The sequence below is a fragment of the Shewanella sp. GutDb-MelDb genome (genome assembly GCF_002836075.1).
Classification (GTDB): domain Bacteria; phylum Pseudomonadota; class Gammaproteobacteria; order Enterobacterales; family Shewanellaceae; genus Shewanella.
In genome coordinates, this window is the sequence record NZ_PJBM01000227.1 from 14,746 (window position 1) to 40,083 (window position 25,338).

21 protein-coding genes are annotated in these 25,338 nt (G+C 44.0%); 6 read left to right on the top strand and 15 right to left on the bottom strand.

Features of this window, described 5'->3' with window-relative positions; translation table 11 throughout:
- Positions 1–177: 177 nt before the first annotated feature.
- From CXF82_RS12345 to CXF82_RS12360, 4 genes are read right to left on the bottom strand one after another with little or no spacing between them, the layout of a single operon-like run.
- Complete coding sequence (locus CXF82_RS12345) at positions 178–1,149, bottom strand: polysaccharide deacetylase family protein (RefSeq protein WP_101090275.1); 972 nt, start codon at positions 1,147–1,149, stop codon at positions 178–180.
- Between the two features lie 10 nt (positions 1,150–1,159).
- Positions 1,160–1,693, bottom strand: coding sequence for an ester cyclase (locus CXF82_RS12350; RefSeq protein ID WP_232775025.1), 534 nt, complete (start codon positions 1,691–1,693; stop codon positions 1,160–1,162).
- Positions 1,694–1,696: 3 nt separating this feature from the next.
- Positions 1,697–2,803 (bottom strand): alkene reductase, encoded by a 1,107-nt coding sequence (locus tag CXF82_RS12355; RefSeq protein WP_101090276.1) that lies wholly within the window; start codon positions 2,801–2,803, stop codon positions 1,697–1,699.
- Positions 2,800–3,201, bottom strand: a complete 402-nt coding sequence (locus tag CXF82_RS12360; protein ID WP_101090277.1) for a VOC family protein — start codon at positions 3,199–3,201, stop codon at positions 2,800–2,802. The genes CXF82_RS12355 and CXF82_RS12360 overlap by 4 nt, the downstream gene beginning before the upstream one ends.
- 102 nt (positions 3,202–3,303) lie before the next feature.
- Between CXF82_RS12360 and CXF82_RS12365 the strand changes: the two genes are divergently transcribed.
- On the top strand, positions 3,304–4,218 hold the full coding sequence (locus CXF82_RS12365; RefSeq protein WP_102044267.1) for a LysR family transcriptional regulator: 915 nt from the start codon (positions 3,304–3,306) through the stop codon (positions 4,216–4,218).
- A gap of 17 nt (positions 4,219–4,235) precedes the next feature.
- Here the strand turns inward: CXF82_RS12365 and CXF82_RS12370 are convergent, their stop codons facing one another.
- Positions 4,236–4,460 carry a DUF3955 domain-containing protein gene (locus CXF82_RS12370; protein ID WP_101090279.1) on the bottom strand — a complete coding sequence of 75 codons (225 nt, stop codon included), beginning with the start codon at positions 4,458–4,460 and terminating at the stop codon, positions 4,236–4,238.
- A gap of 258 nt (positions 4,461–4,718) precedes the next feature.
- Between CXF82_RS12370 and CXF82_RS12375 the strand changes: the two genes are divergently transcribed.
- Complete coding sequence (locus tag CXF82_RS12375) at positions 4,719–6,773, top strand: TonB-dependent receptor plug domain-containing protein (protein WP_102044268.1); 2,055 nt, start codon at positions 4,719–4,721, stop codon at positions 6,771–6,773.
- A gap of 391 nt (positions 6,774–7,164) precedes the next feature.
- Here the strand turns inward: CXF82_RS12375 and CXF82_RS12380 are convergent, their stop codons facing one another.
- The 4 genes from CXF82_RS12380 to CXF82_RS12395 form a co-directional block, all read right to left on the bottom strand.
- A complete protein-coding gene (locus tag CXF82_RS12380) occupies positions 7,165–8,139 on the bottom strand; it encodes a sensor domain-containing diguanylate cyclase (protein ID WP_101090281.1) in 975 nt (324 codons plus the stop codon).
- A gap of 222 nt (positions 8,140–8,361) precedes the next feature.
- Entirely contained in the window at positions 8,362–8,898 is a 537-nt protein-coding gene (locus CXF82_RS12385) for a response regulator transcription factor (protein WP_102039173.1), read from the bottom strand.
- The gene (locus CXF82_RS12390) at positions 8,895–10,199 is read right to left on the bottom strand and encodes a sensor histidine kinase (RefSeq protein WP_102044284.1); all 1,305 of its coding nucleotides are present in this window, start codon (positions 10,197–10,199) and stop codon (positions 8,895–8,897) included. Before CXF82_RS12390 ends, CXF82_RS12385 begins: the two co-directional genes overlap by 4 nt.
- A gap of 50 nt (positions 10,200–10,249) precedes the next feature.
- Positions 10,250–11,167: a dTDP-4-dehydrorhamnose reductase family protein gene (locus tag CXF82_RS12395; protein ID WP_101090283.1), complete on the bottom strand. Its 918-nt coding sequence runs from the start codon at positions 11,165–11,167 to the stop codon at positions 10,250–10,252.
- 399 nt (positions 11,168–11,566) lie between these two features.
- Between CXF82_RS12395 and CXF82_RS12400 the strand changes: the two genes are divergently transcribed.
- Entirely contained in the window at positions 11,567–13,456 is a 1,890-nt protein-coding gene (locus CXF82_RS12400; protein WP_102044269.1) for an alkaline phosphatase D family protein, read from the top strand.
- 10 nt (positions 13,457–13,466) lie between these two features.
- Here CXF82_RS12400 and CXF82_RS12405 read toward each other — a convergent pair whose 3' ends face one another.
- The 3 genes from CXF82_RS12405 to CXF82_RS12415 all read right to left on the bottom strand — a co-directional run bounded on the left by CXF82_RS12405 (position 13,467) and on the right by CXF82_RS12415 (position 16,290).
- On the bottom strand, positions 13,467–14,384 hold the full coding sequence (locus CXF82_RS12405) for a pseudouridine synthase (protein WP_102044270.1): 918 nt from the start codon (positions 14,382–14,384) through the stop codon (positions 13,467–13,469).
- 100 nt (positions 14,385–14,484) lie between these two features.
- Complete coding sequence (locus CXF82_RS12410; RefSeq protein ID WP_101090286.1) at positions 14,485–15,075, bottom strand: LON peptidase substrate-binding domain-containing protein; 591 nt, start codon at positions 15,073–15,075, stop codon at positions 14,485–14,487.
- A gap of 159 nt (positions 15,076–15,234) precedes the next feature.
- The gene (locus CXF82_RS12415) at positions 15,235–16,290 is read right to left on the bottom strand and encodes an alpha/beta hydrolase (protein WP_102044271.1); all 1,056 of its coding nucleotides are present in this window, start codon (positions 16,288–16,290) and stop codon (positions 15,235–15,237) included.
- A gap of 266 nt (positions 16,291–16,556) precedes the next feature.
- Between CXF82_RS12415 and CXF82_RS12420 the strand changes: the two genes are divergently transcribed.
- The 3 genes from CXF82_RS12420 (at position 16,557) to CXF82_RS12430 (ending at position 20,167) form a co-directional block, all read left to right on the top strand.
- Positions 16,557–17,018, top strand: a complete 462-nt coding sequence (locus CXF82_RS12420; RefSeq protein WP_102044272.1) for a NanQ anomerase/TabA/YiaL family protein — start codon at positions 16,557–16,559, stop codon at positions 17,016–17,018.
- A 24-nt stretch (positions 17,019–17,042) separates the two neighbouring features.
- A complete protein-coding gene (locus tag CXF82_RS12425) occupies positions 17,043–17,576 on the top strand; it encodes a protein tyrosine phosphatase family protein (RefSeq protein WP_102039171.1) in 534 nt (177 codons plus the stop codon).
- Positions 17,577–17,881: 305 nt separating this feature from the next.
- Positions 17,882–20,167: an aminotransferase class V-fold PLP-dependent enzyme gene (locus CXF82_RS12430; protein ID WP_102044273.1), complete on the top strand. Its 2,286-nt coding sequence runs from the start codon at positions 17,882–17,884 to the stop codon at positions 20,165–20,167.
- An 84-nt stretch (positions 20,168–20,251) separates the two neighbouring features.
- Here the strand turns inward: CXF82_RS12430 and mepA are convergent, their stop codons facing one another.
- From mepA to CXF82_RS12445, 3 genes are read right to left on the bottom strand one after another with little or no spacing between them, the layout of a single operon-like run.
- The gene (gene mepA / locus CXF82_RS12435; RefSeq protein WP_102044274.1) at positions 20,252–21,145 is read right to left on the bottom strand and encodes a penicillin-insensitive murein endopeptidase; all 894 of its coding nucleotides are present in this window, start codon (positions 21,143–21,145) and stop codon (positions 20,252–20,254) included.
- Between the two features lie 60 nt (positions 21,146–21,205).
- Positions 21,206–24,010, bottom strand: a complete 2,805-nt coding sequence (locus CXF82_RS12440) for a PAS domain-containing hybrid sensor histidine kinase/response regulator (protein WP_102044275.1) — start codon at positions 24,008–24,010, stop codon at positions 21,206–21,208.
- Entirely contained in the window at positions 24,007–25,047 is a 1,041-nt protein-coding gene (locus tag CXF82_RS12445; RefSeq protein WP_102044276.1) for a cytochrome-c peroxidase, read from the bottom strand. Before CXF82_RS12445 ends, CXF82_RS12440 begins: the two co-directional genes overlap by 4 nt.
- Positions 25,048–25,338: the final 291 nt, after the last annotated feature.

Here is a 25,338-nt window from a genome sequence, read left to right on the forward strand (position 1 = left end):
ACGAACCCGAAGGCCCGCGCTTCTTGGCTATTTTTACGGTGTTGTAGGCTATTTGTGGAGAATAACTAAACGACATAGCCTCCGCCTTGTCAAAATAGCCAATAAACTGCGGCAAAAACAACCATGAAAGATCAACAGCCCCTAGAGTTCCTAATTATTAAGCCAAATATTTATACATCATCTAGGCTCATTCATCGGGGTATCAGTTTGCTTAAGTGCCCATTGTGCGATGGCATCTTTACGCATAAAACCAACATTAGCGTGACCTTTCGCGTAATGAATAAATTTATCCAATGCATTAACCAATCCCGGTGTACCACCAATACGATCATGTACACTGATTGCCATCATGCGCCTTCTCTGATCTCCCTCTTGATACAGCACATCAAACTCATCTTTTAGCTCCTGTAAAAAAGCGGCTGCTGTCATCGCAGTATTACCACCAAATCGACCGATATCATTGTTCCTCAAAGTATAAGGAACCACTGCAAATGGTTTATTATTGACAGGTGTAACTGAAGGTTCATCACGCGATAAGTCATCAATATGATAGATAAACCCAAGATCTTGCAAAATTTCTAAGGTTTGCGGACTATGGCGCATCCAAAAAGCATTAAATCCAAGCGGTCGTTGACCTGTGATCCGCTTCAGGGTATCAACACTTTCCTCATAGGATGCCCGCTCTTCTGCTGGAGACATATTGAACTGAGGAGACCACGTCTGTCCATGCCCCGAAATTTCATGTCCTTCATCCGCAACTTGTTTAGCCAGTTGCGGATGACGTTCAGCAGCGAGCCCTACCATATGTGATGTTATCTTAATGTCATGTTTTTTCCATAACCTAAGTAAACGAGGAATCCCTTCTTTCATACCATAGGCATACCAAGAAGGCGTAATGGTGTCTTGAAAACCTTCAGCCATGGGTGGAAAAGGCCCTTCGGCATCTAACGGTTGCGCCCCCGCCTCAAATTGCATTGAAATAGAGATGACCAAACGCTCGCCTTTAGGCCAATATTGATTTGCAGAACCGCCACTATCTTTTGCATCAGAAAAAGCTAAACTAGGAATGACTGCTTTGCTTGCTCCGCTAACAGATAACCCCACAGCTATGGCGCTACCTGCAACTAAAAAACGTCTACGTTCATTCATCTTGCGCCCCTTAAAACTCCATTTGAGTAAACAGACTGTTGTAGTCTTCTAAATGCCAATTGTCCGTAATCAAACCATCTTGCACTCGGTATATATCCACAGCGGCAAAATTAATTGGCTGACCCTTACCTTGATGTTGACCAAACTGACCACTGAAATGTCCTTTAAATCTCAAGCGAACCACTGCACGATCTTTTACGATTAATAGCTGCTCAACCTCCGCGGTTAAATCGGGGACTGCTTGTCGAAAGCTTTTTGATGCTTCCAATACCCCAGCAATCCCTTGCTGCCGACCTTCGGGTAAGGTGCGATCAATAAAATGAGGTGAGAGTGCAATGCTGGCGAACTTCTCATCACCCGTATTCCAAAATTGCGCATAGGCTTTAGCGGCAGCTTCAACTGCGGGTGCATTTTCACTCTCATCTTGAATAACCGTTGCCGCGCTCACAGCAACAGGGACATAGAGTAGTAAGGCAAATAGCCCCCATAGACCAGCTATTTTATGCTGTATGGCTTTAGCCATAATCCACTTAGCCAAAACCATAATTTATATCCTTTCAAAATCAGCATACACAGGATAATCAATATAACCCGCCGCTCCACCGCCGAATAAAGGCCCTTTATCAAAGTCAGCCAAAGGCAGTTGATGTTGTAAACGATAAGGCAGATCTGGATTGGCAATAAACGAACGACCAAAAGCGACAAGGTCAGCGTAACCTTTTTCAATCACAGCGCTGGCACGTTCAACATCATAGCGACCCGCCACAATAATGGTGCCATTGAACACTTGTCTTAGCTTGATACGAAAACTCTCAGGGATCTGCGGCGCATCGTCCCAATCAGCTTCAGAAAGATGTACATAAGCAATCCCCTGCTGGCCTAAATACTCTGCTGCCAATAAAATTGTCTCTACAATTTCGGGACAAGCCATATCTTTAAAGGTGACAAACGGTGCCAATCTAACCCCCACTTTATCAGCACCTATTTTTGCACTGACCGCGCTAATGATATCCAATAGAAACTGAATACGCTTTAAGGGTGAGCCGCCATACGCATCGGTTCTATGGTTGGAATTGGTCCGTAAAAACTGGTCTATCAGATAACCATTGCCACCGTGGATCTCAACGCCATCAAAACCGGCATCAATCGAATTTTTAGCTGCTTGAGCAAAATCAGCCACCACTCGATCAATATCCGCTTGGTCCATCTCTCTAGGGGTTGGACAATCGACCATCTGCCCGTCGGGGTGAGCTTCATCTACAATCCAAACTTGCGTATCTGTTGGTTTGATTGCTGAAGGTGCTATTGGCGCTTCACCTCGTTGAAAAACCGGATGAGAGACTCGGCCAACATGCCAAAGTTGATTAAATATATGGCCTCCCACTTGATGTACTGCAGCCGTTACTTTTTGCCAGCCAGCGACTTGCTCATCAGTGTAAACACCTGGGGTGAACGAGTAACCTTGACTATCATCTGAGATCTGAGTGGCTTCACTAATAATCAAACCTGTTAATGCACGCTGCCCATAGTAAGTGGCCATCATCTCGTTGGGTATATTACCTGGCTGAGTGGTTCTAGAACGAGTCATAGGCGCCATCACCATACGATTACTTAACGATAAATGCGATTTATGGTACGGGGTAAAAAGGCTCATAATAGCTCCTGGTGTTGGTTAAAAACGTCGAAATTCTGCTGACTTGATGTATCTAAGGTGATCAATTCAAATATCACCTCTCCGGCACGGACAAAAACTTGTATTACATTGCTATCGGGTACCTGCCGAACATTGTATCTGGTGGCATTTTGCTGCAACTTTTGAGTTAAGGTCTCTAAGCTCATATCGGTATCAAAAGCGATATGGCCGATACCGCACTGTTGCGTATCTGACTCAATAATATGGATTAATGCCTGGTCACCTTGATATAACCATGATCCCTTAAAAGGAAAATTAGGCCGATTACCATTCTTTAATCCCAAAACATCAGTCAATAAATAGGTCGCTTCATTTCCTGCTGAGGCAAGTAAGTTGAGATGGTTAAATGTGATTGCCATTATTAGTTATCTCACTGTTCAAATGATATTAAGCACTCTATACCCATTAACTTATTTTGATAATTAGGCTATTATTAGAATCATTTTCAAAAAATATTTGATATGTATCATCTCAATGATCTTCAACTCGCTATCCGTATTGCCGACTTACAGAGTGTTTCAGCTGCTGGACGCGAACTAGGCATGACCCCAGCTGCAGCCAGTGCAGCCCTACAACGACTGGAGAAAAAACTCGATTGCTTGTTATTTGCCCGCTCAACTCGGCAGATGACACTCACTGAAGAGGGTCATCTTTTTATTGAGTCCGGTCGTCAAGCGCTGGCCATTTTAGATAATGCTAGCAATGCACTCGCCGATAATCGCGGTGAGCTTAAAGGTGAACTTCGTATCGCTTTGCCGTCTGATCTTGGCCGTAATATTGTTCGAGCATGGCTAGATGAATTTGCGCAAACAGCGCCTGAATTGAAATTGACGCTATTTTTTGGCGATCAGATGACAGATATTATCGCCAATAATGTGCAGCTAGCCCTACGCTACGGTCAGCTAGAAGATTCAAATCTAATGCGCCGACAGCTGGCGATGATGCCGAGAGTGGCAGTGGCATCTCCAGCCTATATCCAGCGTCATGGCAACCCTACTCATCCAAAAGATCTTGGCCATCACCAAATACTCCTGCTCAATAGAGGTGGAGAACCTTGGCATAAATGGCGTTTTAGCCACAAAGAAAAACAGTATGAGGTTGATGTCACTGGCAGTAAGATTTGTAATGATGGCGCGGTGATAAAGGACTGGGCACTCGCCGGAGAAGGCATTGCTTATAAGAGTTGGTTTGATGTCGCCAAAGAGGTTCACCAGGGAAAGTTGGTATTACTGTTTGCCGATCAAATAGCAGAACGTATTCCATTGCAGTTGGTTTACCTGCAAACCGATTACCCCAGCCACAAAGTGAGAACAGTTATTGACTTTTTAAAACAAAAATCACAACAATTTACACTGCAATATCCCTTGCCGACTTAAATAAAAATACCTATCGCTCATGCTTTAGTCGTTGCATTAACTTTTTTAATGAATAAGGAAACGCCAGAACCAAGTGCAATAGCCAAACAAAACCAAGCGCTAGGAATAAGCCAAAATGTCTCAACGAGCATACCCTCCTTATCGACATAAACGCCTATGTAGTGATAAGCAACGACTGAAGCTAGGCTTAATAATGAGAATATAAGCGTTAGACTAAATAAACGTAAATGTAACACTGTCATTTCCAATCTTAGGTTTTCAAATTAACACTGATTATGACGGCACTTTGGCGAGGTCACAAATTAACTCTCCTTCATAATCATTTTCCGCAACCTTGCTTGAATAAATTATAGGATGACTAAACCAGCATATTCATGCGCGTAGCTCACCTGAAGTGAATTCACCTGCGACATGCTGTCGCAGTTGCTCGATTTTGCTTTGCTAATTTAAATACACACTGACACTATTCGCAGCACACAAAATAAAAACACAATATTATTATGAAGTTGCGCCTATCTTTAGTCTCTTTATCTGTTATTTCCGCTTTATTCCCATTAACGGCCTTTGCCGATGATTCTGGCTTTGAAATTATCGAAGTCACTGGCCATCATCAAGGCAGTTATAGTGCTGTAGTACCTGAATCTGCCACACCTCAAACGGACATTAGTGGCCTACTTAGCAACCTGCCGGGCGCCTCCGTTAATGGTAATGGCCCATTAACCGGTATTGCGCAGTATCGAGGTTTATACGGTGACAGGGTTAACACCCAAGTCAACGGCATGACGCTGTCGAGTGCGGGTCCTAACGCTATGGATACGCCGTTAAGCTATGCCAGTTTGGTACTCACTGAGCGCCTAGAAATGGTACGCGGTATCGCGCCAGTATCAGCGGGGGCTAATACTATTGGTGGCAGTATTCAAGTCATTGAGTCGCAAGCAAGCTTTGATGAAGTCAGTGGTAAGGTTGCAGGGCAATACCAAGACAATGGTGAGCGTAGCTATATCGGCGGCAAGGGCAACTTTGGCAGTGAACAACACGCCGTCTTGGTATACGCAGATATACTCAAGGGCAATGAGAATACGACAAGTGGCGATGATAAAGCTATTTCCCCCACTACTTATGACAAAACCATGGTCGGCGGACAATACCGCTATAATTTAGCGGACAGTAGCGGTCACGATGAGTCTATAGCCATTGGATATCAACATCTTGAAACCACTAATGCTGGAACACCGGCCCTGCCAATGGATATCGACTTTATCCGTACAGATAGAGTTAAAATTGAAGGGCAACATGATCTCAATAGCTGGGACATGAACTGGCATATTGCCTACAGCGACGCCCAACATGGAATGGATAACTTTAGCGAACGTACGAAGATGCCCAGCATGAATGCACGGTATAATAATGCTGAGAGCCAAAGTTACGATGCACTGATTTCATTAGCCCAAGACGCTTGGGTATTCGGTTTAGACGCGCAGCTTAGCGAACATAATTCCGTCATAACCGATCCAACTAAGCCAATGTTTAACGTTGATAATTTTAATGGCGTTAGCGATAACAGCTTTAGTGCGTTTGCCCAATGGCAGCAAGATATTAACCAGTGGAACTGGCAAATCGGTGCCAGAATCAAGCACTACCAAACGGACGCCGATGAAGTGAACCATTCGATGGCAGGCACCATGCCCGCAATCAAGATGTTAATGACCCAGTTTAATAATAGCGACCGTTCACAGTCTCAAACCGGTGTTGATTTGGCAATAAATGGACGTTATTCGCAAACCGATAAACTGAGTTGGGTGGTTGGCCTAGCACGTAAACAAGATAGCGCGAGCTACCAGCAGCGGTACCTGTGGGTGCCAATGCAGTCAACAGGCGGGCTTGCTGATGGACGCACTTATGTTGGCCAAGCTGATCTAGACTTAGAAACCGCTTATCAAATCGAACTCGGCAGCGATTATCAAACAGATAACTTCAGCTTGAGCCCACGGATATTCTTCCAGCGCATTAATGATTATATTCAAGGTGTTGTTGCTACAGATCCAGCAGTCATCATGGCTGCTGCAATGATGGGTGATGACAACCCAATGCAGTTTTCCAATGTTGATGCACAACTTTACGGCATGGACCTGAGTGCGACCTATCAGCTAAACGAGTATTTCAATGCCGATATGGTGGCGAGTTATGTGCGTGGTGAGCGTCGTGATATTAGCGACAATCTTTATCGTATCAGCCCCGCTAATCTAAACCTTGGCATTAATTACAACGTCAATAACTGGATTGCCCGCATCGAAACTCGTGCGGTTGCGGCGCAGAACAAAGTATCAGACACACAGCTAGAGCAAACTACAGCCGGTTATGCCTTGGTTAACTTGTCAGTCGGTTATGATGCGGAAAACTGGTTACTAAAAGCAGGTGTCGACAATCTTTTTGATACTGATTACCAAGACCATCTAGCGGGCTATAACCGCGTGATGGGGAGCGATATTGCGGCTGGCGAACGTATGCCTGGTACCGGGTTAAATGCTTGGCTGAGCGGCGAGTACCGCTTTTAAACCTCTTCGCGGTTAACGTAACGTGTGAGTGGCCATCCACTCCACTTACTTTTACCCCGAGCTGACATCCTCTGTCTCGGGGATTTTTTCTGTCTCAAATTAAAACTCTCCAGCTAGGGGCTGTTGATCTTTCGAGCTTAGTTTTTGTTCGAATTCAATGATTTTAGTACAAGGCTTGAGCGATGATGCTTAGCTGGCTAAGCGAAAAGCTCGTAACGCATTCTAGCCATAAAAGACTAAAAGTATTGAAACGACCCCGAAGGGCCGCGCTTCTTGGCTATTTTTACGGTGTTGTAGGCTATTTGTGGAGAATGACTAAACGACATAGCCTCCGCCTTGTCAAAATAGCCAATAAACGGCGGCAAAAACAACCGTGAAAGATCAACAGCCCCTAAGCTAATAGCCGCTTTCTTTGCAGCATGTCTTTATCGGCAACATCGAGCAGCTCACTAATAGTGCTTGCACTATTTGCCTCCGTGATGCCTATTGATACGGTAAATACGGGTAATTTAACCATTTGATGATGTGAGCAAAATGCCGCTGCGATTCTATGTTTTACCGCCTGCAGATCTTCCGTTTCATCTAACATCACCAAAGCAACAAATTCATCACCACCGATACGACCAATCACGTCAGACTGACGCACAGATTGCGTCAATACTCGTCCTATAAGGGTGATGACATCATCGCCAATACCATGCCCATGTTGATCATTAATCGCTTTGAAGTTATCGACATCCAAATATAAAAGGCCCAGGGTTGTTTTGGTTCTGTGGGCTAACTTTATACGTTGCTCTGCAAGAACATTAAAACCGCGACGATTATGGACACCCGATAGTGGATCGGTAATCGCCAATTTTTGCATATCTGCATACCCTCCGATTAAAGAAAGGTCTGATTCTAAGATATCTTTAAGGTGGCGTATAAGCTCAAGGTAGGTTGTTTTATAATTCGTCTCTTTATAATCCATAACACAGAAAGTACCAAACGGTTCGCCGCAGGGCCAAAACACGGGCACGCCTAAATAGGATCTAAAGCCATCGCTATGCACTTCAGGGTTGTTATCCCAACAGCTATCAATGATGGCATTATTAACATATAGCTCTTGACGAGTTTCAACGATTCGGCGACAAAAGATATTAACTTCGGGCTCAATAATGACGCCCGCAGGATAGGGGTTAGACGCTTGTGCACTGGCAATGGTAACTTGAAAACCTTTTGGGGTGTACTGCACCAGAAAACCGGCTGGAGCATCAAAAAGTTTAGCCAGTAAATTAACTGTTTTTTGCCATTTATCAAGGGAGATAAGATCGTTGGGATTTTCTAGTAAAAAAGTATCAGTGTTAAACACGGCATTTGAGGTCATCGGCTACTCCGGATCAGAATAAGCTATCATTATTTTTTGGCTGCTTATCTCAATTCAGCATAGCGACATAGCGATGTATCTGTCCAACATTTAACTCACTTTCAGCATAGTGCTTCAATTATTAGCGGTTTTTCAGTTAAATATACAGCTTGGGAAAGCACCTCCTGAATCCTAATATACTGCTACTTATATACTTTATTAATTTGGAATGACAAAAAGAGGTTAACGATGATCAACCGTCGGCTTTTTGAGCAGTTTTCGTTGTAGAGTGCGTCGATGCATACCCAGTTGCCGCGCTGTCGCAGATACATTGCCTTTATTGGCATTAAGTACTTGTTGTATATGCTCCCATTCCAACCTTTTTGTTGAGAGCGGCTCCTCAGTCAAAGGTTCGAGCGCTGTATCTCCGGCAGTGATGGACAGCGCGCTTAAAAGGGTTTGGGTATCGACCGGTTTAGCCAGATAATTATCGGCGCCAAGACGAATAGCCTCAACTGCTGTTGCAATACTGGCATAGCCCGTCAATAACACCATGGTCACTTGAGGTAATAACTGCCGCAGTGGCGAGATGAGTTTAAGTCCATTTTCCTGCTCAAGCTTCATATCCAGCAGCACATGCGTTGGCCTAAACTGACGGGCAAGTAATAGCCCTTGCGTCGCGTTGTGGCATTGCTGGCACTCAAAACCATGTTTGCTCATACGCCGACACAATACACCCGCGAGCGCGAGGTCATCTTCAATAATCAGCAAGCGGCTCATGATAATTCACCTTTAGATAATTCGATATCGAATTGCAGCGGAAAGCTCACTTCGGCAATAGTCCCCCCGCTTGCCGTACTGCCCAATAACAGGCGCCCCCCCAGCCGTTCGAAGCTTGCATGGCTTAGCAGTAATGCCATGCCCATGCCTTGTTCACTCTCAATTAATTGATGCCCCACCTGAGCTCGCATCGCTTTTGAAATTCCAATGCCATAATCTCTCACAGAGATACATAAACGCTGGCTTTGTGGAGCGATAATAGCAGAGACGGTTACCCGCGTATCTCCGGTTTCAGCCAAGCTTGCACTCGCGGCATTCTCCACTAAAGACATCATTGCGGGTAGCAGACTGGCATCAGACAGTACCGAAGTTGAAGCATGTTGTTCGGTGGTCTCATCATCAAAGAGTGTGAGTTCGAGCTTCACTTGCGGCATCAGCAGTAACACCTGTTGCTGCAGGGTTTGTAGCAGCGTATTCGCCGTCAGTACGCTTTGTCTCTGCTCACGGATCGATTCAGTTGCAGCGCGCAGCGAATGTAACGTTTGCTCACAGCGCAGCAAGGCACTATTCATTTCAGATAAAACAGGCGAGTCGTTTTTACCTTGCTCTTGCGCTTCCTCAGTGGCCTCGTCGACTAACAACCGCAAGCTGGCCAATGGAGTCGCAAGTTGATGCGCCATCTGGGCTGATGCAGTGCCGAGCGCTAATAACTTCTCTTGCCTCAATTGGGCTTCCCGCATAAAGCTGAGCTCAACATCTTTTTTACGCATTCGTTGTGCGATGTAAGCGACGCTTGTGGTCAGTACCAATGATGAGATAAGGAAATTGAACCACATGCCAAGGTAGTGCGAGCTCATGTCCATGCCATGGTGTTTCATTTGGCTTTCAGGCACAGAAAAGATCATCAAACTATAAGCAACTGCTGATATTAGCGTGAGCGTCCATGGCGCCCATTTGGGGAGTGTTATCGCAGCGAACGCAATAGGTAATAACAATAAAGAGATAAACGCATTGGTGGCGCCGCCAGTAAAATAGAGCCAAGAGATCCAAAATACGGTATCGAGCAGCAACACAATAAATAACCCTGACTCGATACGGCTGATAGGCTCACGTAGCCTAAAGGTAAACGCCAAATACATGGCCTCTAAACACATGCCCCAATATAAAACCGGACTGCTAAGCGAGAGACCAAAGGTGTCCGCGGCAAAAAACGTCAGTCCGATCTTAAGGAGTAACCCTCCAAATCGTAGTAACGCTAATTGATCCGTCACGCCCAAGTTACTATTAAAAAGCTTTCTAATTCGTCTATTTATCATCTATCACTATTATTTTCTTATCACATTAGGGAGGGTTAACCTGCTTGTTTAAGCATGGCCATCGCACTTGGTGACTGCTGTAATGCCTGTCCGATTCCAACCTTAAACGGTACCTTGGTTTGAATCGACAAACTGGCCAGTCTCTCACAACTTAATGTGCAGTTATGGGGCCGATTTACGCTATCTGTGGGCGACATCACAGGGTTAAGATGTTGAGTACCCAGTCCGAGTAACTCCCCCATGATCAATAGCATCTGATACTTGCTCATGGTGTCGCTAGCACTAAAATGATAATTTCCCGCTAAGGTGGCTCCAGAGGCTTTAAGCACCACCATTTGCGCTATTGCCGTGGCAACATCTGCAGTAGATGTCGGGCTGCGCACCGCCCAATCGTCAATATATTGCTCTGTAGCATCGAGTAGATTATTGAGTAACACCATCACCGCAGACTCTTGCACCGTTTCAACTTCGCCATAAAGGATCGGCAAACGTAACATGGCAAAATCTTGCTTGGCGTCAGTAATAATCATTTCACCTTGGCGTTTTGAGTCGCCATAAAAATTAACTGGATGGGTAAGTGCATCTTCAATATAAGGGGGCGCAGTGCCATCAAATACATAATCAGTCGAAATATACAGCAACCACGCACCGGACTGACTCGCAGCATCGGCTAGCGACTGTGTTGCTTCAGCATTTAGAGCGAGCGCCGCAGCAGGATTTTGTTCCGATACATCGGGGCGACGTTCTGCAGCGCAATGTACAATAATATCGGGACGGTGAGTTTCAACAAATACCTTAACGCTGGCAGATTGCGTTAAATCCAGTTTATGCATATCCACATGAGCACGGCTAAAACCACAAGCAATTACCTGATTATTAGGATTTGCCTGTAACTCACGCACCACCGCTCGTCCCAATAAACCTGTTGCTCCCGTTACCATTACGTTAACCATCGCTTTCCCCCTTGAATTAGCCGCTGCTTAGCTTAAGTGCTTTTCTTCATCTAAGCACTGGTTTACTCTGGATATAACCCATCCTACTTGAAAATGCTCGTTTCAGAGCCGTTGTGCAAGTTCAATTCTAGGCACATTAACGTAGAAATCGTTATTCCCTTTTAAGATACTGCAACAACGAAGTGGCCTTGCACAACGCCTTCTGCGATAGGTTTTAATGGGCTCTACTCTTAACCAAGGGAACGACCATTAGACAATCAATGCAAGCACCAAGGAAGGTGTGAATGTCAGTTAAGCAGGAGCAATCACTGACCTTGATTAAAGCCCATTAAATTCCCACTGAATTCTGCATATTCAGGTAAGATGGGTATAGATTACTTTTCACTAAAGAACTACTTAATGTCGTCTGAAAATGCGCTGCCACTCATCATTGCAGGCCCCAGTTTACGTCACTGTGATCAGCAACATTTTACGTTATGGTTCGTGAGCCGCGAACGGTTATCAAGGTTAACCTTAACGATAGCCAACGCCGGTTTTTCACGCGAACTCACAGATGATGAAGTTCATATTATTGAACTTGGCCAGCATGCTTTTCAGTACTTAATATGCGTATCACAACCCGAACTCCTACCTCGCGACACCCCTTTGGCTTATCAACTAAGCTGCGCTGACAAAGCGAATATATTTGCTGACGTAAAGGGGCTTACTTACAACGACAGTACCGACATTGAATTTATCGTTAAGCCACAAATTGATAATTTACTCCATGGATCATGTCGCAACCCCCACCACCATAGTGGCGATGCTCTCGTTGCCGCCGACACCCAGATATCGCAATTAGCCACACTGCAACAGCGTCCATCATTGCTAATGTTAAGTGGCGATCAGGTTTATGTGGATGATATTGCGGGGCCAATGATCTATGCGATTGGTGAAGTGATTTCACTGCTGGGCTTAACCCAAGAGCGCTTTAATGATTGCAGTCTCGCGGGCAGTGAACAGATAAGTTATCAGCCTGAAGCCATGTATCAACGCCATATTAACTTGCTACCCAAAACGCAATATAAGGCTAAAACGGCAATTAAGCGTTGGTATATCAACCACCCTATTTTCACCTCATCCATTGCAGAAAATCATCTGGTCAGTCTCAACGAACTGATTGCGCTTTATCTGCTGAGTTGGTCACCGGAGCTGTGGGAACTGATCGATATCCCCAAAGATGTTAGTGGCTTAAGCAACGCTAATACGTTGCGTTGGCAGCGTGAATGGACTCACTTGCTGGCGTTTAAAAGTGGCCTGCAACAGGTACGTCGCTTATTTGCCCATATACCGACCTATATGATTTTCGATGACCACGATATTACCGATGATTGGAATTTAACCGCAAGGTGGGAACTGGCGGCGTATAATCATCCCTTTTCAAAACGCATTATAGGCAACGCACTTATCGCCTATACGCTATTTCAAGGTCTCGGTAATGCGCCAACCAAATTTGATGCTGAAATTCGACCACAACTGGACGCCCTCTTTAAATCGCCCACAAGTTCTGCCCAAGATGCCCTTATCGATACCCTGCTTAGCTTTGAGCACTGGCATTACAGTTTGGACACTAGCCCTAAACTTATCGTGCTAGATACCCGGACTCGCCGCTGGCGTAGCGAGTCCAACCTGGGTAAACCGTCTGGCCTGATGGATTGGGAAGCGTTAATGGAGTTTCAAGCTGAACTGGTTAATCAACCCAATGTGATTATTGTTTCGCCAGCCCCTATGTATGGAGTCAAGCTTATTGAAACCATACAAAAAATGGCGACGTGGTGCGGCGCGTCATTACTGGTGGATGCCGAGAACTGGATGGCACATCCAGGCACCGCTAATACACTGTTGAGTATTTTCCAACACCGTAAAACGCCCGAGCAATTTGTGATCCTCTCAGGTGATGTTCATTATTCGTTTAGCTACGATATTAGTATTCGATTTAGAGATGCGGGACCGGCGATTTACCAGATCACCTGTAGTGGTATTAAAAATCAATTTCCAGAGAAACTACTGCCCTACTTCGACAAATTCAATGGTTGGTTATACGGCTATTTCTCACCACTCAATTTTTTCACTAAGCGTAAACGTATGTCGATCCGTGGTCGTCGCCCCAATGGCGCACGCAGCAAACGCTTAATGAATAAGAGTGGGATAGGCAGAGTCGAACTGGCTAAAAATGGCGCGCCAACCAAAATTGCGGTATTGCATGCCGATATGAGCGAAACCGAGTTTTTACCACCTAGGCACCGCTAGATAACCATCCTTACAGCTGCAGTCCATCACAACTAATGTCGATAAACTCCGCTGACAACGGGTCAACAAACGCCAGTCTTTTAGCAACCAGCATTAATGGTTTGTTAAAATCATCGGCCGCTTTATCGAGTAATTCAGGATAAAGTCTGTCATTCAAAATAGGCATACCCAGACTCATCATATGCACCCGTAACTGGTGCGTTCTGCCTGTCACGGGGGTGAGCTCAAATAGCCCCAAATTACCGTTGACTGCGACTAAACTAATTTCAGAATGACTATTAGCCTCGCCATCAGTCATTTTCATCATAAAGCTAGGCTCAGCCTTCACTAATCGATTTTTCACCGTCCAGCGAGTCGGCAAGCTTAGCTCGGTAGCTTCAATAAGCTTTTGTATCGAAGCGGATAAAACGGCGACTGCCTGATAGGTTTTAGTGATATTACCATTTTTAAAAAGTTGATGATAATCATGGCGAGTGCTGGCATTGAGAGACAATAACATCACTCCAGCCGTCGCTCGGTCTAGTCGATGGGCAGCAACAATTTGCTCATTAGCTGTCTTTATCCGCAGGCGATTTACCAAGCACTCATTAACAAAATTACCACTGGGATTAACCGCCAAAAAATGCGGTTTGAAGGCAATAATAATTTGCTCATTTTGTAGCAGTATTTTTTCTTCAAATGGGATCAACGATTCTTGCTGCACTTCGCGGTAATAATAAACCCGAGCTCGCGGGATAAATACGCTGTCCAAGGTAACGAGTTGTCCGTCGCGCCAATGCACTTTTCCGCTTTCGATCCGAGCAATCCAAACGGCCTCATCAATCGCTTTAAAATGGCTGACTAAAAAACTTAATACGGATGGCTTATCGGTAACCGTTTCTGGTAAAACGATATAGGAGGCTTGGGCGGCGCGTACGGAATGGCTCATAAAATTAATACTGATAGCATAAAACTGAGCGCTACTTTAACAAAAAATAGCTCATAAAGGGCAGATCTAATCTCAAAGCTAATACCAATATCAGTTTAGCTTAATAAGATTTGGCATTGGCGTGGGACTTAATCAGCTCAAGCACAAAATTCATGGTTTTATGACAATTAGGTTGATTCAATAAGCGTAACTTATCTTTATTGTACAGCGGTAACACCTCTAACCAGCGCTGACTGACCCATGATGCATCTTCGAGATGTACATCATTATCGTACAAGCCAAAGAGATCAGGGTTTACTTCATAAAACTGCTCTAAAGCGGCACTAATCAACTCGAACTCACCGTAAATTGGCTCTTGCTGCCAATTATTACAGGCTAATGTTCTGCTGATCCAAACACCATCTCGACGCTGAGCTGCAGACAAAATGCGTACTCTTTGCTTACCTTGTAAAACGATGCCGAGAGAATCATCATCCAGCTGGTTGAAATCAATGATCTCGCACTGGGTCGCCATTTCATAACAAGGCGGATGACTATTGGCTTTACTCATGCCGAACACTAATGGGTAATGCAATTTCAACACTTCGGCTATCATGCTCAGATAAGCCGGATCAACCACACGGATCTCTGCCCTTCCCTCAGGTAACAGCAAGGTATCGTGCATCAATAACGCCATCTCTTCTGTTCGCATAACAACCTCCTCGATAGGTAGGTCAGACCATCATTTTGACGATCATCAGTAAAGATAAAGTGTAGCAGCTGGTTAAATTTCAGCCAGAAAGCCACCTTATTGAACTGTTCACTAATTAGACAGGTAAATACGTTACTTTATTGCATTTAGATCAGGTTTTTACAGTCGCTCGAGCCTGCCAGCAAGAGATTTTTTATCGATGACATCGGCCAAATCATCTGCTAAGACTTGACTCATCGCAGCCGTTTTACGCCAATATTGAATTCTTGAATCGGAGTCAAAATGAGTAAAATCATTACGATCCGGCAACTTACTGTGGGGGAGGCTTCTTATATATGTATCCGTTGGCGCCAGGATCAGTGCATTGTCGTAATTCTGTTTTGCATCTCGCCAAGGTAACGATTTATCAAACCATCCAGGTGACATTCGTGGAAAGAAATGTGGGTAAAGCGTGAGCCCTGTTGGCGCCGTTAATGGAATATCGAAGTGATAATCGGTAATGCCACCATCATAATAGTGCCCATTCGGTGCGCCCTTGATCTCCGTGACTGGCGCTAACACCCAAGGGATAGATCCTGTTGCCAGTAACACTTGGTGAATATTGTCTACAGATAAACCACAAAATTGACTGGGAAGATCTGTGAGCTTAGAAAAAGGAGATAATGACTGCTGCACGCCAAAGACATAACGTTCAAAATGCCACGCTAAGCTTTTACGGCTAACAAGATTGGTCGCCGCAGCTACCGCTAGACCCAATGCCAGTGGCGCTTTACCTGTAACACGATTCAAATGACGTCCACGACAGGCAATATAATGACTATTTATAAATTCATTTGAAACAATTTCAGCTCCCCCTTGCTTGCCTAGCAAGCCCCCGAGGATCCCTTTTACTTGAGTCGACACTTCTGCTGCTGTTGGTTTGCTATCGTAACGTTGTCCGATATAAAGATCTTCTAACCGCTGATATGCCGCCAGTGGATTATTCTGTGCTAAACAAGCCAGACGCCAAGCTCCTGAAGAAGCGCCTAAGGTATGCAAAGGTTGCGCGAGTGATTTGAAAAACTCACCAAATAAATATTTGTCTAGCCCCGCAATACCAATCCACTTAGGCCCACCCGATGCTGCTAATAGCTGGCTAAACAACTCTGGTTTAAAACCATTTTCGTTAAGTGTTTTAAAAGCCTTTGGACCCGCAATAAATCGTAAAGAAGACACATTAAACCCTAAAATTAATTAACTTTTTATTGGATCCTAGATACCGTAAACTTGATCTTCAATGGAAGCAACAAGGATGTATTATGGAAAATACAACGATCATTAAGCCATACCCATGAGTGGGCTATGCTGTTATCGGAATCACTATCACCTTTGAAGTTAAATCCTGTATCGCCTAATAGCAGATAACGCTAAACTTCTATTTATTAAAATTCTACGCTAACAGTCATTATTTAGCTTAGAAAGACCTTATGAATGAGAACATTATGATTGTAGATACCTTAGCGAACCGAGCACTATACAGCCACATCAGCCCCCGCATCGCTAAAGCGCTTGCCCACCTGAGTGAAACCAATTTTAGCCTGCTTGAAGTCGGAACATACGAGCTTGAAGGCAAAGATCTGTTTGTTATCGTCAATGATTATCAGACTAAGCCTCGAGAAGTTGAGCCTTTTGAAGTCCACCAGCAGTATATTGACGTGCAATATGTTGTCAGTGGTGAAGAGGAGTTTGGCTATTTGCCTTTGGCAGACCAAACACCTTCAAAGCCCTATTTTGCTAAGCACGATTACGCCGAGTTTGACTACCTATCCAATAAAGAGGCTGCAGCCTTTATTCCCTTCAAAGCAGGGATGTTTGCATTGTTTTTTCCAGAAGATATGCATATGCCTGGAACCAGTGCTACGCCAAAACAGGTTCGAAAGGTCGTCATCAAAGTTAAAATCTAGCGCAACATAAACAGGGACAATATAATGAGATTTATTTTTCTACTCGCCAGTTTGCTTAGCTCAATAGCTGTTGCAGAAATTGCACCAAGGCAGTTACAAGACTTAAAAGCAGTGCAGTTTAATCAGGGCAGCATCATCACATCTGGGCTACCGACTAAAGCGGAGTTTCCTATATTGCAGCAATCGGGTGTTGAGTTAGTGATCAACCTCATTCCCAAAGGCAATGCTAGTGGCCATGACGACGAAGCGAGTTTAGTCACCAGCGCTGGCATGCAATATCAACAGATAGACGTAGACTGGAAGCAGCCTACTGTCGCCAATGTGGAGCAGTTTTTTGCCATCATGGACGCCAATAAAGGCAAAAATATTCTGATCCATTGCGCCGCAAATTACCGCGCCTCGGCTTTTTATTATCTGTATGAGCTCAAGCTTGGAAAAGCCGACTCCATCGATTTTAAACAACAAACGATGCAACCTTGGGGGGACTTATCGAAAAGCTTAGTTCAATACCCGCAATGGGATGCGCTTATTGAGACGGTTAAAGCCAAGACCCAATAAGACACGCGACCAACGCAATTTGAGCGCCGATTTATCGGCGCTTTTTTATGGCCTATTCCGCACGATGCTTCTATTTATAAGCGCCTGCATTCAACTCATTGCCTGAGCTTAAAGCGATTCACACCGTCCTTGTTAATATTAATTATATCACCGCTCCGCCCTCACCTTTATTGCAACCACAACTGAGAGAATGTGATCTTGATCATTATTCCCAACCTGCTAATATAGCGTCAAGATATTAGTTATTCCCAAAAGTTATAAGCAGCATTTGGCGATAAAACAATAACAATAAAGAGCTAAAAACAATGAATAACACCCCTGAACTGACCCAAATTTACCTTGATGCAAATGCTACCACCCCAGTACTGCCTCAAGCTGCCGCCGCCGCGTTATCGGCCATGGAAACTCTTTTTGGCAACCCAAGTAGTAGCCACATCACTGGGTTAAAAGCGAAAAACTTAATGGAACAAACTCGCCTAAGAGCAAAAACGCTGCTTGGAACGGGAGAGGGAAAACTAATATTTACCAGTGGTGCGACGGAAGGGATCCAAACATCAATCTTATCGGCGCTGATTGCAGCAAAGAGTAATATGTCAGCAAATCAAAGCTACTCGGTACTTTATGGTGCCACTGAGCATAAAGCTGTACCTGAATCATTGAAGCACTGGCTTGACGTGTTGGGGATTGCGGCTGCAGTAAAAGCGATTCCAGTTGATGAGTTTGGCTTACTTGATCATGACTTTATTAGACTCGAGGCACCCAATGCACTGATGATTTGCACTATGGCAGTTAATAATGAAACTGGCGTATTTCAAGATCTATCAGCTTTGGAAAACACAATTCGCAGCGCCAACCCGGGTATTTTTTGGATGGTTGATTGCGTTCAGGCATTAGGTAAAACCGAGCTAGATCTCAAGAACACCAGCATCGATTACGCTCCCTTCAGTGGTCATAAGCTGTATGCCCCGAAAGGCATTGGTTTCGTCTATATTCGAGATACTGCGCCGTTCACGCCTTTTATTGCCGGCGGAGGTCAAGAAGGCGGTCTACGTTCAGGCACTGAAAACCTGCCAGGTATGGCTGCGCTTAACGTTATATTTGAGATGTTGCTGTGCCCTGAGAACTCAACATTTTCAACAAGTGAACAACTGACACACTATCGACAGCAAATGGCTAATACCTTAGTTGAGTGCTTTCCTGAGATTGTGTTTAACAACAGCTTTAGCCATAGCGTTGCGACTACCATTAACTTTGCCGTGCCCGGTTTTAGCAGCAAAGAGATCATGGACCTTTTTGATGCTGCCAACATTCGCGTCAGCTCAGGGTCCGCCTGCAGCTCTAAAGTCAGCAGAAGTTTCGTACTAGACGCAATGGGGCTACCTGCTTGGCAAAGTGAAGCCGCTATTCGCATGTCCTTTGGACCCGCTATGACTCAAACAGAAGTCGACACTGCTTGCTTGCGCATTAAAACCGCTTCAAAAGCCCTCACTCAAAGCTGCATGATATTAGACGACAGCAGTAATATCTCCGACAAAACACCATTAGATGGCTTATTGCAGTTACGCTCTGGCGCGAGTTGCACTTGGGTCTATGTCGACTCATCAAGTAAACAAGCGTTAATTATCGACCCATTGCCAGAGCTGATCCAGAGACTCGACACCTTGCTGCAATGTCAGCAGCTGACGCTAGTCGCCGCCATCGATACTCATGGCCATGCCGATCACCAATCTGGTCGTGAGCTTCTGGTTGAACGTTATTTAGCAAAGCAACAATCTGATGTATTAGGTTGGCCAGAAACTCCAGACACCACTGAACACTTAGGTCAGCAATACCAAACGATTAGCATTGGTTCAAAACAGTTGGTCAGGCTACCGACTCCCGGCCACACTCGCGATAGCATTAGTTTACTGTTATGCGTAACGCCCTTAGCATTGGATAATATGCCTCAGCAAACACAATACGCTTTTTGCGGTGATACCATATTGATGGGTAGTCTAGGCAGAACTAATTTTGACTCAAGCTGCAGCCAGGACCTGTTTCATAGTTTGAAGTTGATCAGAGATAGCATTAGTAGCAGTACATTGATTTGTGCCAGCCATGATTACAATAATGAATTTACCACTAGCTTAGAGGCTGAGATTAGTCGCAATAACTTACTCAATGCGGTACTAAACGAAGCCCTTCCAGAACTTAATTTTCAGCAACAAAAAGCCTTACTGGATACGCACCTAAATGACGAAGTTGGCACCGAAATCATGTGTGGTGCAATCATTGGGAACTGTCATAAATCGAAGATAAAAGAGTATGACGCGATGAGTCTCAAAGCGGCAATGAGGCAAGACAATAACGTGAAGATTATTGATATTCGAGAGCCGCATGAATATGCGCTAAACCACTCACAGCAATCGAGTCAGAACGTGCCATTAACGCGTTTAGTGCAGTTTATTCAAGAGCACCAAGATGATAAAAATGAACAATGGGTATTGGTTTGTCGCAGCGGCAGTCGCTCAATGATTGCAGCGCAAGCGATGCACCGACTAGGATTTGAGCAAGTGTCTCACCTAAAGGGCGGCTACGCGCTAAGCTCGTAAACTAGTACTCAAAAATTAGTACTGAAAACGAAAGCCCTGCATCGGTCGATGCAGGGCTTTTTTTATTGATACTGAAGGTAAGGGTTATTTAGCTGCACTATAGTCGAGTAGCTGTGCACACTGCTTTGGCTTAACCTTTTCTTTTTTCTTTTTAGCCGTTTTTGCGGACTTTTTAGAGGTGGATTTAGGCTTGATTTGAGTCATCTGTTGCTTCCACCAGCTCAGTTCATTACAGCCATTACCCTTAGGTATCGGGGCCTGATTAATGCAGCGAGCATCACCTTCAGGACAATGCAGCCTTACATGCATATGATAAGTATGCCCCCACCACGGGCGGACTTTACTAAGCCAGCTATCATTGGCCAACTCCATATTGCATAAGTGTTGTTTAATCACCGGACTAACAAAAATACGCGCTACGCGGCTGTCTTCAGCTGCCAATTTCAGCATGCGAGTATGCTCGGGCAGCCATTGCTGATTATCAAGCGTGAATTGCTTAGTATTAACGATATCAAAAGGCTGTGGTTGCTCTCGCTCTGCAACCGTTAACGGTTGCTCAGTCAGCTTAAGCCAAATATCCACATCTAGCCCTATTTGATGGCTTGAATGACCATGGCTGAAGTTACCTCCGCGTGGCATAGACATATCCGCAATTAATAGATCGCTATGGTCATTTTGTTGAAAGTCACTGGCAAAGTCAGTGATAAATGAGATAAGTAACGGATGACCATAATAGCGCTGTCGCTGGGTGCGAATAACTTGGAATCCCTCTCCAGACAAAGGCAGTGCCTCCGCTCCAGCCAAGCAACCATTAGCATAACTGCCCATCGCGGCAACACTCCCCTTATAAGGGGTGTCAACTTGCTCCCATTGGTTGGCAGATAAAACTGAAGACGTCAACATCAGCAGCATACTCAATAAGCACGATAATCGACTTAAGCTAGCAATACATTGCCACTCTCGCACCCATACATTCATCTGTAACCAGCCTTATCAAACTAAAACATCACTTAAGCTTAACGTACAATCCTAAGTTCACTAAATCGCTTGGTTGGATTTATCTTGATTGATTTTTCTCGAAATAAACCTTTGATTCTGATGAATATTAACTTCTAGAAAATTGATGAGGTGCTGTAATGACTCCAGTTTTGGTATCACATCCATTACCGTAATAGCTGCAATCTCTTTTGCCAAATTATGTAATCGCGGTGCATAGAAGTTTGCCGCCATATTTTGAACTGAATGAGCCAGAGCATGGATCTCTTTTACATCGTTAGTGTCATAGGCGTGGATCAATTGACTGATGCTGCTTTCGGCAAACATTTTAAACAGCTCTACCTCCTCCTCGATTTTAGTATGATTATCATCATAAAGCGCAAGTAACTGCTTAAAATCAATGTCGGCCTCAGTAATATTAAGATCTTCCTCTTTATGGCGCGCAAGGGCGACGACCTTATTATCGCTATTATTAGTTTTGCTAATTTCATGCGATAGATAGGTTTTACAAATAATATGCGCATGTTGACTCAGCGCATCTCTAAAACTTTGTTCTTGCAAAGGTTTGGTTAAAACGTGGTTGGCACCAGCACGGATCATGTTGTCATGCGCTTGCTGAAATACGTCAGCAGTACAAGCAAAGATAGGAATGTCTAACTTAAGTTCATCGCGAATATATTGGGTTGCCTCAATCCCATCCATTTCAGGCATATGGTTATCCATCACAACCAAGTCATAATGCTTCTGCTGCACCATCTGTGTTGCTTCTAAACCATTCTTTGCAACGTCAACGGTATGACCTAAGCGTTGACAGAATGTCCTCGCCACTAAAGCGTTTATCTTATTGTCTTCAGCAATTAATATGTTGATACTTTCGGGTAAGTGATTGTGCGCACTCTCTGTAACTACCGCCGCTTTAGGCTTAGCTTTAGCTCTTTCAATAGCGATAAAGACTGCAAAAAAGGTACCTTTACCGACTTCGCTGGTGATGGATATCGTGCCATTCATCAACTCAACAAGTTGTTTAACAATTGATAACCCTAAACCCGTTCCGCCATATTGGCGAGTCGTTGAAGATTCTGCCTGGGTAAATGGGTCAAAAATAGAGGCCAATCGCTCTTGTCTAATACCAATACCGGTATCAGAAATTTTTATTTCTACACCTAAAGCCCCTTCTATATTAATGCCCTGCTTAAATGCCAATGAGACACTTCCCTCTTTAGTGAACTTGACTGAGTTACTTAAAAGGTTATAAATCACTTGCCTGATCCGCGCTTTATCGCCTTTAAATGATTGGCCCTCTTCAATGTCATTAGTAACCACAAGTTGAATATTTTTCTCACCACATATCGGCTCGTACGTATTAGTGATGGGGTCAAGCACACTGTTGAAGTTAAACACTTCATTTTCTAGTTCTAACCTACCCTGCTCCACTTTTGAGAAATCAAGAATATCGTTCAATAACGACGTTAGATGATTACCTGACTCCAGTAAAATTTGAATCTGTTTGCGGTGTTCAGGATTATCGAGATTGGGTTCTATAATCTGCGCCATTCCCAAAATACCGTTTAGTGGCGTTCTCAACTCATGGCTCATTGTAGCTAAGAACGTTGATTTGGCTCTATTGGATACGTCTGCTTTTACCACGGCTTGTGCTAAATCATCCTGCATCTGTTTGCGTGCAGTGGTATCCCTTTCTACCGCAATAAAGTTACTGACTTCACCATGACTGTCGGTGACAGCATTGATACTCATATCGATCCAATAGGGGCTACCATCTTTGTGATAATTAACAATCTCAGCTTCAATGGATTCATGCCCCCGAATAGCACTGCTAATTTTTCCTACATCTTCTTTTGAGGTATTAGAACCTTGTAATACATCACCTGGTTTTTTACCTTGAATATCATCAAGCGTATAGCCGGAGATGGTAGTAAAGCCTTTGTTTACCCATGTCACTAAACCCTGTTTATCAGTAATAATAAAACCATCTTGTGCGTGCTCTGCGACTAAAGCTAATAGATCTTTCTCCTTCTCTGATGCCGTAAGGCTTTGTAACATACTCCTCTCTTTGCGCGTTTGCTCTTGTAGCTGAACCCGGTAGTAAAGAGACAAAATCACAATCAATAACATACTGCTAAATAATAAGTTTAACTTAGTTTTTTCAACAATAGATAGCCAAAAAAACTCCTGTTCACTGATATCTTCTCTCACTTTTCCATTAAGGATTTGATGATTCTTAACTGAGATTTGCTGCTTTATAGTAGCGAGGAGTGCCGTATGAATACTTAAGCTTTGATAGCTACTTAAAGATGCCAACTCTGGACTTACAATAGTGGAAATAGGCAACGCCATTATTTGCCCAATCACATGTATTCGATTGTCGTTATCAGGCATTTTCTGCCATAGATCTTGCTGTAATAAATTAATAGTATGTTTTGAATATTCTTGAGATATTTTAAGCCTCAATGTAGTTTCAAGATCCGTTACTAGCGCGGCAACGGAGGCAGACAATTGATTTGCATGTAAAACAATTTCCGGATCACCTAATAGTAAATAAGAAATTACAGAGATGTTTTCTGGCTGTAAACTCACTTGTAGCAGCTGAACTTGTCGTTCAGTGCCAACTAAAGCATTTGAAATTACATCGTAATCTTGTCCATTGGTCACTTCTATTTTAAAAACATCATCCCTAACAGAGAGGATGTCATGGCTTAATTCCGTATAAGCGTACTGGTATTTCTGTACGATATTAACTTTAGCCAGCTGCATTGCAATGACAATCAAAATCAATGTAGCAAATACGACCAACCAGCTGGAGCGGGTCTTATAACTTAAAGAGATCATTGACTTAATTCCTTAAGAATAGGAGGCTTTGGCGCTGTAAGAGCATCCAGAAATGCAATAAGTTCTACGACTGTTTTCGCTTCTAAATCCTTACCCAATTGCACCTTAGCCATCACGACTACGGCCTCCTCCAATGTCTCTGATCTGCCATCGTGAAAATAGGGGGGAGTAATGGCAACATTACGTAGACTAGGCACTCGATAAACGTATTTATCATTGGTATCGCGGGTTTGTTCATAGCGACCCAGATCAGCATTAAGCGCAGTAACAGATTGAACGCTGCCAAACTTCTGAAACAGATTACCACCAATATTGCGGCCTTGATGACAATAGATACAACCTAAAGATTGGAACTTTTGCCAACCAAGAACGGCTACTTGGGAGAGGGCCTCAGGCTCACCTTTAAGGTAACGATCAAAAGGAGCATCTGGTGTGTTGAGCTGCATCATAAAGGTAATTAACGCGTCTTTAATCGTATGCTCGGTAATACCTTCATCATAATGTTTAGCAAATGCGGATTGATAACTGGCTTGGTTAGATAATCGTGCCACTATGTCGCCCCAATTACTGTTCATTTCTAATGGATTATGTATTGGCCCGTCGATTTGCTCATGTAAACTATTCGCTCGACCATCCCAGAAGAAACGCGTGTTGAGCCCGATGTTGAACACCGTTGGCGAGTTCCGGTGACCTTCGCCCTTTACACCTTTTGAAACACGAATATCCTCAGCACCATTATCGTAAATATGGTGACATGACTCGCAACTCACTTCACCGTTAGAAGAAAGCTGTGAGTCTAAAAAAAGTCGTAATCCTAATGCAATATGTGGCTTTTGGTCTTGCTGGAAGTTAAATGCGGGAACGGCTGCAATTGAAGTATGCTGATTTGGGCTTACTAATTGTCCTAGGTGCTCAATGGTCTCATCAGTTTCTGCCTCTTGGACAAAGCTCGCCTGACCTTTAAAGCTTTGGTAGAGAAATACGCTGAAACAAGCAACGATTACAAGAGCAATCGCCCAGCGATATTTAAAAATCATGCTTACACTCCCTTGTGCTTTTATGCAGTAATCCCTTGCTGCAGCGTATTTTTAGTGTAGTAAAACCCCATGGAAACGCTAGGCGCGAATCAAAGAAAACGATGATTAGCTGGAGGTTAAAAGCAAGAGGAGTCGCACAATAGGTAACAGTTGGTCAACTTTACATCGAAAATGATCTGCTTTTGGAGGCTAAGCTTTGCCATCACCATCGTTTATTAACAAGCAGAATTACGAGATAAATCATAGCTTGCACGAGCGAGAGCCTAACTAACATAGAAAAAGCGGAGCGAT

What these genes read in the sequence shown, in the direction of transcription:
- CXF82_RS12355 (WP_101090276.1), bottom strand. Translation starts at nt 2,803, where the DNA reads ATGAGCCTTTTTACCCCGTACCATAAATCGCATTTATCGTTAAGTAAT.
- CXF82_RS12425 (WP_102039171.1), top strand. Translation starts at nt 17,043, where the DNA reads ATGAGATTTATTTTTCTACTCGCCAGTTTGCTTAGCTCAATAGCTGTT.
- CXF82_RS12375 (WP_102044268.1), top strand. Translation starts at nt 4,719, where the DNA reads ATGAAGTTGCGCCTATCTTTAGTCTCTTTATCTGTTATTTCCGCTTTA.
- CXF82_RS12350 (WP_232775025.1), bottom strand. Translation starts at nt 1,693, where the DNA reads ATGGTTTTGGCTAAGTGGATTATGGCTAAAGCCATACAGCATAAAATA.
- CXF82_RS12385 (WP_102039173.1), bottom strand. Translation starts at nt 8,898, where the DNA reads ATGAGCCGCTTGCTGATTATTGAAGATGACCTCGCGCTCGCGGGTGTA.
- CXF82_RS12445 (WP_102044276.1), bottom strand. Translation starts at nt 25,047, where the DNA reads ATGATTTTTAAATATCGCTGGGCGATTGCTCTTGTAATCGTTGCTTGT.
- CXF82_RS12360 (WP_101090277.1), bottom strand. Translation starts at nt 3,201, where the DNA reads ATGGCAATCACATTTAACCATCTCAACTTACTTGCCTCAGCAGGAAAT.
- CXF82_RS12395 (WP_101090283.1), bottom strand. Translation starts at nt 11,167, where the DNA reads ATGGTTAACGTAATGGTAACGGGAGCAACAGGTTTATTGGGACGAGCG.
- CXF82_RS12420 (WP_102044272.1), top strand. Translation starts at nt 16,557, where the DNA reads ATGATTGTAGATACCTTAGCGAACCGAGCACTATACAGCCACATCAGC.
- CXF82_RS12400 (WP_102044269.1), top strand. Translation starts at nt 11,567, where the DNA reads ATGTCGTCTGAAAATGCGCTGCCACTCATCATTGCAGGCCCCAGTTTA.
- CXF82_RS12440 (WP_102044275.1), bottom strand. Translation starts at nt 24,010, where the DNA reads ATGATCTCTTTAAGTTATAAGACCCGCTCCAGCTGGTTGGTCGTATTT.
- CXF82_RS12380 (WP_101090281.1), bottom strand. Translation starts at nt 8,139, where the DNA reads ATGACCTCAAATGCCGTGTTTAACACTGATACTTTTTTACTAGAAAAT.
- CXF82_RS12370 (WP_101090279.1), bottom strand. Translation starts at nt 4,460, where the DNA reads ATGACAGTGTTACATTTACGTTTATTTAGTCTAACGCTTATATTCTCA.
- CXF82_RS12430 (WP_102044273.1), top strand. Translation starts at nt 17,882, where the DNA reads ATGAATAACACCCCTGAACTGACCCAAATTTACCTTGATGCAAATGCT.
- CXF82_RS12365 (WP_102044267.1), top strand. Translation starts at nt 3,304, where the DNA reads ATGTATCATCTCAATGATCTTCAACTCGCTATCCGTATTGCCGACTTA.
- CXF82_RS12410 (WP_101090286.1), bottom strand. Translation starts at nt 15,075, where the DNA reads ATGCGAACAGAAGAGATGGCGTTATTGATGCACGATACCTTGCTGTTA.
- CXF82_RS12405 (WP_102044270.1), bottom strand. Translation starts at nt 14,384, where the DNA reads ATGAGCCATTCCGTACGCGCCGCCCAAGCCTCCTATATCGTTTTACCA.
- mepA (WP_102044274.1), bottom strand. Translation starts at nt 21,145, where the DNA reads ATGAATGTATGGGTGCGAGAGTGGCAATGTATTGCTAGCTTAAGTCGA.
- CXF82_RS12345 (WP_101090275.1), bottom strand. Translation starts at nt 1,149, where the DNA reads ATGAATGAACGTAGACGTTTTTTAGTTGCAGGTAGCGCCATAGCTGTG.